Source organism: Ensifer sp. ENS08, from assembly GCF_014852195.1.
In the GTDB taxonomy this organism is placed as follows: Bacteria; Pseudomonadota; Alphaproteobacteria; order Rhizobiales; family Rhizobiaceae; genus Ensifer; species Ensifer adhaerens.
The window spans coordinates 46,354-59,914 of sequence record NZ_JACVBF010000019.1 but is presented as its reverse complement, the minus strand read 5'-3'; the positions used below and the strand labels follow the sequence as shown (position 1 = coordinate 59,914).

Here is a 13,561-nt window from a genome sequence, read left to right as displayed (position 1 = left end):
TCACAAAGGTGTCGCGAGGCACGCATTTAATCTTCTGACGCTCCGGCCAGCGCTCCGATCGATAGGGCGGGTCCCCCTGCTTGGCTTGATCCCTTCGTGCCCGTGTTCGCACGCGACGCGGAAGAACTCGGCGCCGTAAGCGTGCATTTCCTCGCAGAAGCGGATCGCGCCAGTCCTGCCAGAGACGATCGGTTATGAGCAGTTGCTGTTGTGCGGCAAGTGGCATCATCCCGAGATAGATGCGGAACAACGAAGGCAAAGAAGATGATTTCGGCGGCATCGTGCAGGCTCGGATGCCTGCCAACCGCTGCGCTGAAGCAGGCCGAAGTCGGACCCTGGTCGTCGAGAACAACCGCCTCGCCACATGGCCGTACTCGCGAGGCTCGGCGACCCGAACTTCTCGTCGTCGTGACCGCCACGGGGGATTGCCCTCACGTTGCCCGCTTCAGCATGATGAGGCGATAGCCGTGCCACCTCGAAGGCCATTCAGGACCTCGCGGCGGCCGGTTGCACCGCGGCGTTGCAGGGTCAAAGGAGGCGGAGGAGGGAACTGCCTGGACCTCGTTTAGCCGATCCGAGCCAGACTATGGTCTGGGCGGCCGGCAAGACCTAAGTCGAAGTACGTGCGACTGAAGTCTGACCCTGGAACGGTAATTCCTCAAGAGCGTTTGCAAAGTGTTCCCGCTTTGAGAGCAGGGAATTCAAAACAGATGGAGACGTACATGAAGAAGGTTTTTGTCAGTTCTGCCCTTGCAGGTTTGTTTCTGCTCGGGGCTTCCGGCTTTGGTTTTGCTCAAACGGTCCTAGTCACGCCAGAGCAGGAAACGGTCGTTCGCGAATACGTGAAGAAGAAACCCCTCGCTTCCATCAATCTTCCGGGCGTTGAGCTGAATGTGGGCTCCGCACTCCCCGAGACGGTGGAATTGCACACCATTGATGCGCCGGACATCAAATACCGCTATGTGGTCATCGATAATCGCACCGTGCTGGTAGATCCAGGCACTCGCAAGATCGTTCGCGTTATCGAATGACTGAAGACACGTCCCTTCCTTTCGGGGAAGGGACGTCTTCGCGAGCTACGCGAGGAAGAACGGCGATTGGACTTTAGTCCCATAATCTGGCCGCAAAGGTCCTAATCCGTAGCGGTCCCATATCGTCGCGTTATTTTAGCTTTAGCCTGTGGACAATCCATCCAGTGCTCCATAGTCCGACAACGACGCCGGGGCAGCCTACCCGCCCTTCGGTTCCTTCTGGTGTCGTTGCCGACAGGAGGATCGAGAATGTACGAACCATACTGCTACGGCGAGCCACCGCGCAAATTGTCTAGAGGGTTGCCCATCGGCATCACGCTCTTGGCGATAGTTGTCATCGGAGCCTATCTCTTCGTAAGCAGCGCGCTCTCGAACGATCCTCACCAAACCAGTGCCATTGTCCTTCCCCCACCCGCCCCAACGTCAAAATAGCCTTGAGCTTTAGCGAGGGAGCAACCATGAGATTGATGCATTTAGGTCGAGCCCGTCTGGGGATGGCTTTACCTCGGTATCGCCCTCAGCTGCGCCAAGCCAGAGAACCTTGCCTCCTAGATCTTTTCGAGGCGTACGCGCTCGCCGCGACGACTCTCGACGACCTGATGCAGGAGTACCCGGCGCGCGTAGAACTGATCAGCGAATACAGACAGGTGTGCTCGGACTTGCAGGCAGAGGTCGTCGTCCTCCTCACGCTCACAGATGAGCGACTATTTTCATGAAATCGAGGGCGCTCGGCTCTTGCAACCCTATTGTCGACTAGAATGTGGATTCAATTGTCTTTAGCGAACGAGAAGCGCCGATGAAGTTCCGCCTCTCCGCCGGTGCAAGTTTCTTCTTGCTTGGGGAACGGAAGACTATCTTTGACGAAGCGTCCCAGCAGATTTTCCAACTGGATGAGTTGAGCGCCTTTCTTACCTGCCTCCTCGCCGAGGCCGCGCCGGCGCATCAGTTGGAAGGCACCCTGGTGGCCCGGGGCGTAAGCCGAGCGCGTGCGCACGCGTCGGTGCGAGACTATCTGGCCCATTTGTCACGATGGAATCTGCTGGAGATCATGTTTGATGAGAACGAGGGCACTGCGTTAGACACCCAGACATTTGATTTCGAAGGTACCGCCGTATCGCTCGCCTTTTATGATCGAGAGCTTCGCGACCTCGTTGTCCCGATTTTCGCCCACAATGGGGCTGCTGCCGCTACGTCACATACGGCTGCGTACGACGTGGCGCGTTTTGGCGAGCGCGTATGCATCAGCCGACATCGTTCCGCGGGTATGATTGTCGCTGACTTGGAGGTTGCCCCAGCGATCAAGGCGCTTGTGACAGACGACATTCTTGCCAACCTTGGCCTGAATGTCGCACTTCACGCGGCATTGCTCGTTAAGAACGGAAAAGGCCTCCTGATCTGTGGCGCGGCGGGGGCCGGCAAGACGACACTCGCCGTGGCATTGCTCGGGGCAGGCTTCACCTACGGCGGAGATGATATCGCGCTGATGGATGAGGATGGACTGTTTGTGGGAGTGCCCTTCTCGCCCGCATTGAAGCAGGGGTCTTGGGGGCTGCTCGGCCACATGTCAGATGCAATTCTGGCAGCGCCAATCCATAGGCGGCTCGACAATAAGCATGTGCGCTATCCGACAGGGCTGCCCTATGCTGCACGCGTGCGGGTTCAGCCTGCAGCTGTCGTGCTGATCCGCCGTCGTCGCACCGGGCCAGTCGAGGTTTGCGACGTTGAGCCCATGCGTGCCCTTTCGGAACTACTGGCCGGTGCGCACACGCCAGAGCGTCGCCTCGCCTTGCCGCAGTTTCAGCGGCTCCTCGATATGGTTTCACAGGCGCGCACCGTCGAGCTGACCTACTCTTCCCTCGACAGAGCCGTAGAGACATTGAGGCGACTTTATGACAGGCAATAGTTGGCGCGATCTGGTTACGCTCGCCTCCTGCCTCAACGGGCACATACCGAAAGAGGCGAACTGGGACGGGATCGTAGCCCTTGCGAACAGAAGCCTGACGATCACCTCACTTGCAGGTGCGGTGAAGGAAGCCAACCCGCACTTGCCGGAGGATCTCTCCAACTATCTGTCGATGATATATCGGCGGAACACTGACCGAAATTGCAGACTGAAAGCTCAGCTGGGGGAGGCGGCCGCATCGCTGAACGAGATCGGTATAGAGCCCATCGTGCTGAAGGGGACAGCCATCCTTGCGAGTGCTGCCCCTGAAGCGCTTGGTGCACGGCTTCTGACCGATTTGGACATTCTTGTCCGCCCCCAGGATATGCGAGAGGCATCAAAAGCACTGTGCCGTCAGGGATATGAGGTTGCGCTATCTTCCGGTGAAGGTTCCTGGCCAGGGAATGCGGAATACCATCTCCCAGTCGTCCTGATCCGTCCAACGGATGTCGGAAGCATTGATCTTCAGTGTCGACCGAAAGGGCCGGCCTCCTTCGGAGACGCGGAATGGCTTTATGGCGATAGTTGCGTGGTCGATATTGGCGGAGGCCGTGTACGCGTTCCAACGGCGTTTGCGCAGATCATTCTTTTCATTCTTCACGATCAGTTTCAAGATGGTGACTATTGGCGCGGGCTACTCGACCTGCGCCATCTGCTGGACATAGCAACGCTCGCCCGCGCCTCCTCGGTCGACTGGAACGGACTTAGAGCGCTTTTTGCGAGCGGCTATGAGAGGAACGCGGTCGAGACCCAAATCGTAACAGCCGCCGCGCTTCTCGGCCTAGACCGAACGGCGATTAGGGGAGTGGGATCGACGGCCAGGATCCAGTTTGCCCGGCGGCGACTTCAGCTCGGCTGTGACTACCTGCGGGCTCCGCTCACGCTCCTGACTCTCATCTCGGAAGTTGCCCACTATCGCTCCTGGGATCGTTTTGGGGGCGAGCCTTATCCTTCTAAGCGCCGGGAGCTTGTGCGAAAGGCTCGCGAATTGCGGCGGAACTTCCGCGCCAAGCTTCCCGGAAAACTGTAGCCGATTGGGGAAGCCTGTCGAGTTTGCAACCGAGCATTGACCTCGGGCGCATATGCGGAGGGCACCCCAGCTAAATCTAAAGATATATGGATAACTCGTAGCTTTTTATGTAAAAGTAGTTAGTGCTAATATATCTGACATCCGTTGGACGGGTGGGAGGGCAGATGGCCGAAGAACTCAACCAATCTCGAAGTGACCACGATCGGCGCGAGTTTCTGAAAAGCTGCGGTCGATTTGCGGCCGTAACCCCACCGGTCGTCACAATGCTTCTGTCAACCAGCCTGACGTCGCAAGCGATTGCCTCTTCGGGTGGTGGCGGTGGCGGCAGCAAAGGAAACAATGGGTGGGGTAACGGGCCGAGTTCGACAAATAGAGGAAGCAGCCACGGGCGTGGTGTTTCGCGAGGAGGACCGGGTGCCGGTCAATCGCAGAGCAGCAGCAAAATGAACGGACGCCCTTAGACCACATTTGGCTCGTCGCCCAGTGGCTCACCACATGAGAAGCAGCCGAAACTCAATGGAAGCTCCGGGAGCTCACCTTGAACGGATCTATGTCCAAGTCCTGTTTGTAGATATCCGCACGGCGGCCTTGCGATTGTCGCGCCGCTGACGGAGAATCAAGCTGCTGCCCCCCGACAGTCGCGTTCACCCTTGGCCTCCGCGCGCGAAACGGTCCGCTTCGCGTTAGGTCTGCACGGAGGAGCGACAGCGGAGCGCCCTAAGCGTCAGCCGGTACGGGAATAGGTCCTCGACGACCCGACCTCGCCTGCGGCATGGATTCCAGCGCGACCTCGGGCTCTTGCATTTCGCAGACTCAGCGGGCTGTCAAACGAAGTGAGGATCTGACCCCGCCTATTGCCTCACCCAGGAATGTTACTGACGTTGAGGGCAATGAGACGGCCCGTATCTCCTCCCGCCGTTAGCGTGAGGAGATACGGGCGCGCGCTTCATCCAGTACAGAGCCACCAGTCCTTCCCGAACCTAGAGACCATACCGGACAGCATATTGCCGAGTGCAAGGCGGCGTCAGAGCCTGTCACAGCCTTAAGCGTGGACGTCGCCTTAGGGGGCGGACAGACCGGGCTCCCACGAGCCGGCTACGGCTTGTTGCTGTAAATTTACGTTTTGGGTTTCCAAATCGCATGATGTATCGACTGGAAGCGGATCTTCTCACTGCTGGAGAGTCGGAACCCGATCGACGCATTTTGTGAGCCGGCGGCGACGGATGGGCGGCAAACGAACGCTCAGTTCGCCGCTGAGCAGTCGCCCTCTTCTGGAACAGGATGAACGCACGAATCGAGACTGCGGTGGTTCGCACTCAGCCGGGTGCACCGCTTGACCGCGTGAACCCGCAAGAAAGGTGGCGGCAAGCCACCACCTTTCCGTTTCAGAGCGGACGAACTTGCAGGGACGGTCGCTCAGAAAACCATCGTTGGACTGGAGGGAGATCACCGGCCGTCGGGCAAGCCGCTAAGCAGCCGGTAGATGCCTTGCTCGTTCCTCTTGGCCGTGCTCAGCACCGTTCGTTCGGAAACGGCCGACCAAAACCGCTAGCCGGTCGCTGATCTGTGAAAGCGTTTGGGCAGATGCGTTTGTCTCCTCCATCATCGTGGCGTTTTGTTGCGTGATCTGATCCATACTCCGGACCGCAGAATTAATCTCCTCAATCCCGGACGCCTGTTCCTGGGCCGACCGAGCCATCGAGCTGATGCTGCTGTTGATCGAAGCCACACGATCTCCAATGTGTGATAACGAATGACCCGTCTCGTTGACCAGCTGGACGCCGCGAAGCACGTCTGACGACGAGCGGTTGATCAACTCTTTAATCTCTTTTGCGGCCCCAGCCGAACGTTGCGCGAGTTCCCGCACCTCCTGCGCGACAACAGCGAACCCCTTGCCTTGCTCGCCGGCGCGAGCCGCTTCCACACCAGCGTTTAATGCCAGTAGATTTGTCTGAAACGCAATTTCATCGATGACTCCGATGATCTGGGTCATTTTCTGCGAAGAGCTTTCGATATCTCCCATGGCCGCGACGGCTTGTTTCACCACCTCTCCGGACCGATTCGTCTCGACCGTTGATTCCCGAACCACAGTCTGGACTTCCTGGGCTCTCTGAGTTGACTGTCCGGCAATGGTCGTGATTTGTTCGAGCGCCGCCGCGCTCTCCTCGAGCGCTGAGGCCTGGTGCTCGGTCCGCTTGGCAATCTCATTTGCGGCAGAAGCGATTCCGGCAGCTTCACAGCGAACCTGGTCAACTGACGAAGCGATCTCCTGCATAGCGCGATCGAGCGCGGCGACCGATGAGTTGAAATTGTCTTTTAGTCCCCTGAAGCTCGGCGCAAGCGCCTCATTGAGCTCGGATGTCAGATCGCCACCCGCCAGTCTTGTCAGAACGGTTTCCAGTGCGGAAAGCGCTTGATCCTGCTCCTCTTTTTCTCTCGCTCGTTGCTCCTCCAGACGGGCGCGTTCATCGGCAAGTGCATCGAGATAGACCGAAATGGCATAGTCCATGTCGACCAGGGCCGCTTTCACTACTGCCGTTAGATCATCTCCGACCTTTTGAGCTTTGCGGCCATGCAGGATACCTTTAAGCTCTTGATTAACAACGGCGCGAATGATGCCGTCCAGGATCATGGCGTATCCGCCGATGTACCAGCGGGGTTCGAGCCCGATACGGGCGTGAGCGCGTCCGACTGTTGTCACCCCCTCGACGTAATCAGACTGGTATGTGCCGGAGGCGATAATCTCCCAATGCTTGACTTGGCGATCTTTGGCGTGAGCAATATGAGCATCGTCCGAGAAGAATCTTGCCGTTTTCGGATGTTTCGACACTTTCGTGTAAAACGCGTCGAGCGCATGACCGATAGCCGTGCCTATGACGGGCTGCACGTTTGCCAAGCTGCGGCGTTGGCGTTCATCAAGACCCACAAAATCGAGGCGGTCTTGCAGGTCAGAATTTCTTGCCTGAATAGTCATCGTAAACTCCGCTTTGTGCTCGAAGCGATTGAGTATGAGAATATTCGGCCATGCTTAATTTCTGGTTAGCAGCACAACGTGGGCGCGACGAATTGCCTCTGGCATCGGTTCAGGTTGCAAGCCTCCTCGAAGGCGCGCGCTACTGCACGCGCAGTCTCTACCCATTCCGCTCTCTCCGCCCGCCACTGGATATTCCCCCGGACAACACCGACGCAAAGACGTCGGGAGCGTGTGCGTATCGAGCGGCTGTAAGGCGTTTCGCTTTCCGGCGACCACGTTTCGAAGTTCATTGCCCGGTAGCCTTCAGGCGGATTGTTTTGTTCTCACCGACGCCGCCTTGAAAGCCTTCCTAATTTCTCTCATCCGACGGTCAAGGGTATTATGACCGGCTTGCATAACGTCGATATCCAAGAGGTGGCCAATGACGGCCAGTTCTTTCATCAAGTCGCCAATAATAAGGTCTGGAGATCGAGTGGTGTTTCCGCCAACGGGCAGGTTCTTGCCACCAAGAGCCGGGGCTTCTAATGCCTGAGTAAGCTCGAGTGCGGCTCCCAAGAATCTTTTCCGACGTTCCACGATATCGCCGGCGGCAGCCCTGCCATCGCAAGCTGCCGTCAAACGAACGGCTTTGTTTTGAAATTCGCTCATGTGTCGCCCCCGATTCACATTCGTGTCTCTTAGCTAATATAGCTGAACGCCATCTTAAATCTTCGGAGGTCACGAGACTCTCGAACCGCCACCGAGATCGGGTGCTGTGCGTCACTAACGCCTTCGCTCAGGGAAGGCATAGCTGAATGGCACTGAGAAGCGCGGATGAATCCGCCGCACGTGGGTCGTGGAATAAAGACAATATCGCCTGCTGCTTCCCTTTCACGCAACATGAACACGAATGGAAGGTCGGCCTGCACCCGTTCTTCCAGCACCTTGGCCCGGAAGGATGGTTACGCGAAGAACAGGCACGGTCGGCACAAGTTGTTGAAGAAGACCTTGCTGCTCCTTCTTTACGGCGCAGATGGTATCGGGGTCGTCAGCATCCGACCGCCGGACGATGCCGCACGGCTCCCGGAAATCAACGAAGTCACGGTCAGCCCCTGACGCGCGGTTTCAGGTCTGCAGAACGTCCGGGATTGACGCTTGGAGGCTTGGCGCGCTGGTTTCGGTTATCGCTTTCAGCCGTATCGTTGACAGCTCTCCCATCTCCGCCAAGCTTGAGCACCTCACCATGCAGGGTGAGCTTGGAAAATCTCGGAGTAAAACGAGCCGCGTAAATGTCGGCCGTAAGCTAGCGCGGGGATCGGAAATGATTGTCGCGGCAGTCTATCGTCGGCGATCGCGCCCCTCGCCAACTGGAGCATCATCGACGGCGAATGGTTCAGACGATTGGCGCGCCATGAGCACGGCGCGCCAAATGTCTAGTTGATTATTGTGTCGTCGAGCCCTTTGTCATGCTCATGCATGGGGCTGGACTTTGAACGGCGCGCCTCCCGCCACATTGCTGCTTCGAAAAGAGCTGTCTCGTCGCGGATGCCAGCCCGATATTCATGCAACAGGTAAGTCGCGAGGTGGTCGGCACGCTTGCTGGGCCGATCAATCTGGCACCACATGCAAACCCGGTCGAAGATCCTTTGCAGGAAGTTCAACTCGGTCGGGCTTATCCAGGCACCTTCCACGGGGTCAAACATCGAAGCATTCCCATCCTCACCTATGCGGCGGAGCGCCTGTCATCCCGTCTCGGGCTGGTGAGGTGGGCTAGCGGGTTCGCTGGGAGACCGGCCTCCAGACAAGCAGCGACGAAAGCTTCACGCGCGATCGCAACCGGCATCTTTCGGTTAAGGGTGCGCCGACAGACTTCGACGGCTTGCTCGTAGCGTCGTCCGCGACGTCGCGGCCACTCGTTCTCCAGAAAAACGAGCGCGTCGAAGACCGATGAGAAGGTGCGATTGCTGCCGTTCTGGAACGTTACCTGCAACGGTACAGACCATGGCATCTCCGGAAGATACATGTTTCCCTCCTTCCTATCTAACCGGATGAAAGAAGATGGAAAATCATCTGGGAATGCTGAGATTGGTTTTCAAGACCTCCGACACCAGGCGTTTGGCGATCAGGATGTGGTGGGCGCGGCAGGACGCGATCCTGCAATCTCCGCCGCACTAAAAGGGACAGAGGAGATGGCCGCACAGCAACGGCTCATGCTCAACGTATACGTCGAGCTGATGTGTGACGCGCTTCGGCCGTTCTCCGGCCTAGAAGGTGAGCGCTTGCGCCCCGTGTGCGTCGGTCTTCTGGGCGCAGCGGAGGCCCTTGCCTCCGAGGCACAAGCCGGGGCGATATCCCAGCAAATCGCCACGTCCGTATTAACGTCACTCATCGTAAAGGCTGTGGCTGATGGCCCCCAACAAAGCTGGGTAACGTTCCAGTCGCAAGGCCCGGGAAAGGACGATGAACTTTGACAAGGTTCTCAGGAGGGCACGCAGGGTCCGCCCGATCCCTGGCGCGGCCGGGCAGGTGAGACGTAGGCGCTGCATGAAGGCCGCACGACCAGTCCGCAGCGCCGTCTCCTAAGACAGCATTTCGAGACCGTGTTTCCGGACGATCGAGAGCAGCTTCAATGCGGGGCCGCTCGGCCGCTTGGCGCCGGTTTCCCACTTTTGTACGGTGGACCCGCTGGTGTTGAGATAGCGCGCGAAGACTGGCTGGCTGACATGGTTGTTCTCGCGCAGCGCCTTGATCTCACCCGGCGACAGCTGCTGCGGGATGGACAAGCAAGTCTCATCAAAGGTCTTCATGGTTTCCTTGTCGATGGTGCCTGCCGCATACATGTCTTCGACGGCGCTATGGATCGCCTCAAAGGCATCGCTCTTGAACTTGCGCTTAGTCGTCATTGCAAATCTCCAATAGGCGCCGGTCCCATTTCGGCATCAAGCTCCGCCTGCGTCTTGCGCCGCTAGAGTTCGGCGAGCTTCCGAAAAGCCAGGAGCTTGTCGTCATCGATGTTTGCGCGGTCCTTCTTCGCGAACAGATAGGCGAACAACCCTCACGCGGCCTGCTCAATCGCCTTGCGGAGGGCCTTGTCTGAGATCCGCGCTTTCTTCGCTGCCTTGAAAAATCATGCTGTTCTGAAAGTCCGTCTGCATCGCTTCATATAGCACTAGGTGCTACACCTATCAAGTTGTCGGGAAAAATCGCGGAGACTTGCCGCCTCCACCCTTGGTTCAAGATGCTGGCAGCAAGCGCCGCGTCGTCCTGCGGCAAGGAACGGCCTTAGTGGTTCGCAACCATCTCCAGTGTGTCCTACTCTCAAGCAAACGTCGGCCCTTGAAACGCGCGCTTTTCTCACCTACCTCATTTTTGCCGGATGCCCTCTCGGATCCTGGCACGGGAACGATGGTCCATTTATGCGTTGGACTGGTTCGGTTCATATCTCTTCGCAAGGAGGATATGGTCCGGCGTCTGCCCGACCCCCTTGCGTAGCTGTTGTGCGATCGACCGTCTCGGTCTTCTGATCGTCAGTTCCGTCCGTCTCCGATCCTGCGGCCTCCGGCATGCACGTACTTGGCGCGTTTTAAGCAACAACAACGGCTGATTATGAAACGAAGGAGGATGCACATGCTGATATCGGATTTTGGCCGCATGGGATTCGACCCATTTCTGGAAATGCGGCGAATGCAGCAGGAAATGAATCAGCGTTTGTCCGACATGACTGCCAAAGCCGCCCACGAGTTTCCACCCGTCAACCTCTGGATGGGTGAGGGCAGCGTAGCGGTGACTGCTGAATTGCCTGGGATCGCGGCTGAAGAGGTCGATCTGACGGTTCGCGAGAACACGTTGACATTGAGGGGCGAACGCGGATCCCCAACGGAGGACGAGAGATCCGTCTGGCACCGGCGCGAACGAGTGTACGGAAACTTCTCTCGAACGGTGCAATTGCCTTTCCGCGTCGATCCGGAACAGGTCGAGGCGCGTTTCGCAAACGGGCTTCTTGAAGTCGAACTACACCGGCCCGAGACGGATCGACCGAAGAAGATCCAGATCAAAGGATAGGAGGCCAAAATGGCTCAGGAACTGAAAACGACTGAACGCCGGGCTCCAAGCAAGCTTGACGGTGGCGAACCGACCCGTTCGCGCCCGGTGTTTGTCCCGCGCACCGATATCTATGAGACAGAGGACAATGTCGTTGTTCTCGTGGACATGCCGGGCGTCGCTTCAGAGGGTGTCGACATCACGCTCGAGAAGCGGACGCTGGCGATTCGGGGCTACGCGACGGACGAACAGCACGACAACTATCGCCAAATCTATGCCGAATACGGCGCGGGCAATTATGAGCGCGTCTTCACGCTCTCCGAAGATATCGATCGGGACAGTATCGAGGCATCGCAGAAGAACGGCGTCCTGCGGTTGGTCCTGCCGAAGGTCGCGCCGGCAAAGGCGAGAAAGATCAAGCTGAAGATGGCGTAATTCGTGCGGAGAAAGGAGGTTGACCATGCAGATTAGAGATCTGATTCCCTGGGCCAGTAACAAGGGAAGCGAAATTGCGAAGTCAGACGAGGGAAACCCCGTCTTTTCCTTGCAGCGCGACGTGAACCGTATTTTCGAAGATTTCTGGAAGCGGCTCGATCAACCCTTCGGAGCCTTCGGGCGCTGGGATACCGGCGGGCCGCGAATGGACGTCACCGAAACCGAGAGTGCGATTGAGGTTTCGGTGGAGCTTCCTGGAATCGACCAGAAGGACGTCGATGTCTCCCTGACGAACAGCGCGCTCACGATCAAGGGAGAAAAGAAGAGTGAGCAGGAAGAGAGCAAGAAGGGGTATCACTTGTTGGAACGCTCCTACGGGTCGTTCTACCGCTCGATCCCGTTACCGTCGGGCGTCGACGAGGACAAAGTCGCCGCCCAGTTCAAAAACGGCGTCCTGACCGTGACGCTTCCAAAAACGGAGGAAGCGTTGTCGCGTGTTAGGAAGATCGAGGTGAAGGCGAGCTGACATCGACTTCACGGTCGTGACATGCGGCGGGCGAAACCGCCGCATTTCTTAGCGATTACTGCAGAGGTCTCGTCCGTGGATAGGCCATCAGCGAAGCGCGGGCGCGGGCGAGATCTGCTCGGGCGACGGTCAGCATCTCGTCTGCTCTATCCAGAGCGCCGAAAGCAGCGGCAGTCGGATTGGGCCGTTCCGCAGTGATGCGAACCCAAGCGCGATCGATTTCAACAAGAGCCGCGCGAACATTCGCGATCGCTCGTTCGATGGCATCGTAGAGAGCGATCTCCTCTTCGGAGACGATTGGCGAATTGTCACCGCTCATCGATCTCTTCCGGTCACACGGGTCCCTGGTGCAGGCTCGAATTGCAAAATACCACGAAGAGTACCCTTCTTAAACAGTCAGCGTGGCGCCGTTGGGATGGTAATCGCCAGAACCCGTGGGCACCGATGTGCTAAAGGCATCAAGGGGTGAAGTCGCGACCATTGAAACGCCTGATGAACGCGAGTTCAACTGCCAATTCTTCCCTCTGTCTCCAACATCCGTTTTCCTGAACGGGCACACCATTCTGATGCAACCAAAATGCAGCGTCGGCCGGCTTCGTTTAGTGAATCGGCCGTAACCGGGGATCTGGCAGTTGCAGCCTCAACGGGCGCAGCTTTGAAAAAGCACGGTGTTTATCTCGGCCGCGACTCGCTCACCACCGACAGCGATTTCCACAAAGCGGTCCACTCGCCCGTTGGTGTTGGAATCGTTGCTGTCCATGGCCTTCCTGAGTCGATTGTTGCGCTGAAGTTAAATCGCACCGTCTCTTAATAAACGAAACGGAAGTTTTGTTTATTACCGTACTCGCTTAATAACGGTGGGCACAAAAGTTCGCTCGATTCTCATCAAGGCGAAGAGTCCGCAGCCGACTTACCGCCGTGCGGCTTGGGCAAGCGGTAAATGTGAAGAGCGGGCATTAATTACAACCGTGCCAAACGACGGCACTGCGACAAAACAGGACAAGGGAAAGTCCAGCGCCTGCTTGCCCAGTCGGGTCCAGTCGCGATGGTCTTGACCTGCTCCTCGGCCATGACAGCAGCGTGGCATCCGATAGAGTTGCTGAGCGCAGATCGAAACTCTTGCTACGCAGACGACGGATCTCGTCGCTCGGATTGAAGCCCTCGAGGCTCTCATAGCGCCGGGCGGCGTGGGCCAACCCGCATAACGGTTACAGCGATCGGGTCACCACCTCGGTCGCGACGGACACCAGCAGGGCCGCTAGCGCGACGGCCGTTCCAATTCGCGCGATCTTCATGCGGCGCCCGCGAGCGCCATCCCAATCATAGCCTATCATGTTCCCCCAGCCGGCATCATGCCGTGCGTGGATGGTGGCGCGTTTTCCTGACAAAGAGGTAAATCCGATGAGCGCCATCGCCGCTAGCGGGTTCGCGATGCCTCGTCGGGCAACCGGAATGTCGTGAAACCCCATTCGTGCTCGCGCGTTATCCCCCGACCAAGCGGTGAGGAATCAAATGTCTATTCATATGCGAGATCTCGGCGAGGCCGTTCTTGATTTGCTCTATTGGCGTCCGACAGAGCAGGCGCCTGAATTGAACGACGATC

Annotated in this window: 16 protein-coding genes and 1 pseudogene; 9 read left to right on the top strand and 8 right to left on the bottom strand. The window is 57.8% G+C overall.

What is annotated here, in order from left to right; translation table 11 throughout:
- Positions 1-722: 722 nt before the first annotated feature.
- The 4 genes from IB272_RS29155 (at position 723) to IB272_RS35115 (ending at position 4,464) form a co-directional block, all read left to right on the top strand.
- A complete protein-coding gene (locus IB272_RS29155; protein ID WP_060608662.1) occupies positions 723-1,031 on the top strand; it encodes a DUF1236 domain-containing protein in 309 nt (102 codons plus the stop codon).
- Positions 1,032-1,827: 796 nt separating this feature from the next.
- Positions 1,828-2,934: a serine kinase gene (locus IB272_RS29150; RefSeq protein WP_192445572.1), complete on the top strand. Its 1,107-nt coding sequence runs from the start codon at positions 1,828-1,830 to the stop codon at positions 2,932-2,934.
- Entirely contained in the window at positions 2,921-4,003 is a 1,083-nt protein-coding gene (locus IB272_RS29145; RefSeq protein WP_192358303.1) for a nucleotidyltransferase family protein, read from the top strand. Before IB272_RS29150 ends, IB272_RS29145 begins: the two co-directional genes overlap by 14 nt.
- A 164-nt stretch (positions 4,004-4,167) precedes the next feature.
- A complete protein-coding gene (locus tag IB272_RS35115) occupies positions 4,168-4,464 on the top strand; it encodes a hypothetical protein (RefSeq protein WP_127890790.1) in 297 nt (98 codons plus the stop codon).
- A gap of 1,007 nt (positions 4,465-5,471) precedes the next feature.
- Here IB272_RS35115 and IB272_RS29140 read toward each other — a convergent pair.
- Positions 5,472-6,977, bottom strand: coding sequence for a globin-coupled sensor protein (locus tag IB272_RS29140; RefSeq protein WP_192358569.1), 1,506 nt, complete (start codon positions 6,975-6,977; stop codon positions 5,472-5,474).
- A 303-nt stretch (positions 6,978-7,280) separates the two neighbouring features.
- On the bottom strand, positions 7,281-7,625 hold the full coding sequence (locus tag IB272_RS29135) for a hypothetical protein (RefSeq protein WP_192358571.1): 345 nt from the start codon (positions 7,623-7,625) through the stop codon (positions 7,281-7,283).
- Between the two features lie 146 nt (positions 7,626-7,771).
- On the opposite strand from IB272_RS29135, the gene IB272_RS35110 reads away from it, so the two are divergent.
- Positions 7,772-8,245: a HipA N-terminal domain-containing protein gene (locus tag IB272_RS35110; RefSeq protein ID WP_246810461.1), complete on the top strand. Its 474-nt coding sequence runs from the start codon at positions 7,772-7,774 to the stop codon at positions 8,243-8,245.
- 144 nt (positions 8,246-8,389) lie between these two features.
- Here the strand turns inward: IB272_RS35110 and IB272_RS29130 are convergent, their stop codons facing one another.
- Together IB272_RS29130 and IB272_RS29125 are read right to left on the bottom strand one after the other, a co-directional pair.
- On the bottom strand, positions 8,390-8,659 hold the full coding sequence (locus tag IB272_RS29130) for a hypothetical protein (protein WP_192358573.1): 270 nt from the start codon (positions 8,657-8,659) through the stop codon (positions 8,390-8,392).
- Between the two features lie 20 nt (positions 8,660-8,679).
- A complete protein-coding gene (locus IB272_RS29125) occupies positions 8,680-8,979 on the bottom strand; it encodes a DUF982 domain-containing protein (protein WP_192358575.1) in 300 nt (99 codons plus the stop codon).
- Between IB272_RS29125 and IB272_RS29120 the strand changes: the two genes are divergently transcribed.
- The gene (locus IB272_RS29120) at positions 8,918-9,427 is read left to right on the top strand and encodes a hypothetical protein (protein WP_192358633.1); all 510 of its coding nucleotides are present in this window, start codon (positions 8,918-8,920) and stop codon (positions 9,425-9,427) included. The genes IB272_RS29125 and IB272_RS29120 overlap by 62 nt on opposite strands.
- Before the next feature lie 108 nt (positions 9,428-9,535).
- On the opposite strand, the gene IB272_RS29115 is transcribed toward IB272_RS29120, so the two are convergent.
- The gene (locus tag IB272_RS29115) at positions 9,536-9,859 is read right to left on the bottom strand and encodes a DNA-binding transcriptional regulator (RefSeq protein ID WP_110819541.1); all 324 of its coding nucleotides are present in this window, start codon (positions 9,857-9,859) and stop codon (positions 9,536-9,538) included.
- Positions 9,849-10,056, bottom strand: a pseudogene (locus IB272_RS35105) (hypothetical protein). Before IB272_RS35105 ends, IB272_RS29115 begins: the two are co-directional and overlap by 11 nt.
- Before the next feature lie 527 nt (positions 10,057-10,583).
- Between IB272_RS35105 and IB272_RS29110 the strand changes: the two are divergent.
- From IB272_RS29110 to IB272_RS29100, 3 genes are read left to right on the top strand one after another with little or no spacing between them, the layout of a single operon-like run.
- On the top strand, positions 10,584-11,018 hold the full coding sequence (locus IB272_RS29110) for an Hsp20/alpha crystallin family protein (RefSeq protein WP_192358577.1): 435 nt from the start codon (positions 10,584-10,586) through the stop codon (positions 11,016-11,018).
- 9 nt (positions 11,019-11,027) lie between these two features.
- Positions 11,028-11,432: an Hsp20/alpha crystallin family protein gene (locus IB272_RS29105; protein WP_110819539.1), complete on the top strand. Its 405-nt coding sequence runs from the start codon at positions 11,028-11,030 to the stop codon at positions 11,430-11,432.
- Positions 11,433-11,457: 25 nt separating this feature from the next.
- Positions 11,458-11,958 carry an Hsp20/alpha crystallin family protein gene (locus tag IB272_RS29100; protein ID WP_192358579.1) on the top strand — a complete coding sequence of 167 codons (501 nt, stop codon included), beginning with the start codon at positions 11,458-11,460 and terminating at the stop codon, positions 11,956-11,958.
- 55 nt (positions 11,959-12,013) lie between these two features.
- Here the strand turns inward: IB272_RS29100 and IB272_RS29095 are convergent, their stop codons facing one another.
- Positions 12,014-12,277, bottom strand: a complete 264-nt coding sequence (locus IB272_RS29095; RefSeq protein ID WP_034803523.1) for a hypothetical protein — start codon at positions 12,275-12,277, stop codon at positions 12,014-12,016.
- Positions 12,278-13,166: 889 nt separating this feature from the next.
- The gene (locus IB272_RS29090; RefSeq protein WP_192358635.1) at positions 13,167-13,427 is read right to left on the bottom strand and encodes a hypothetical protein; all 261 of its coding nucleotides are present in this window, start codon (positions 13,425-13,427) and stop codon (positions 13,167-13,169) included.
- Positions 13,428-13,561: the final 134 nt, after the last annotated feature.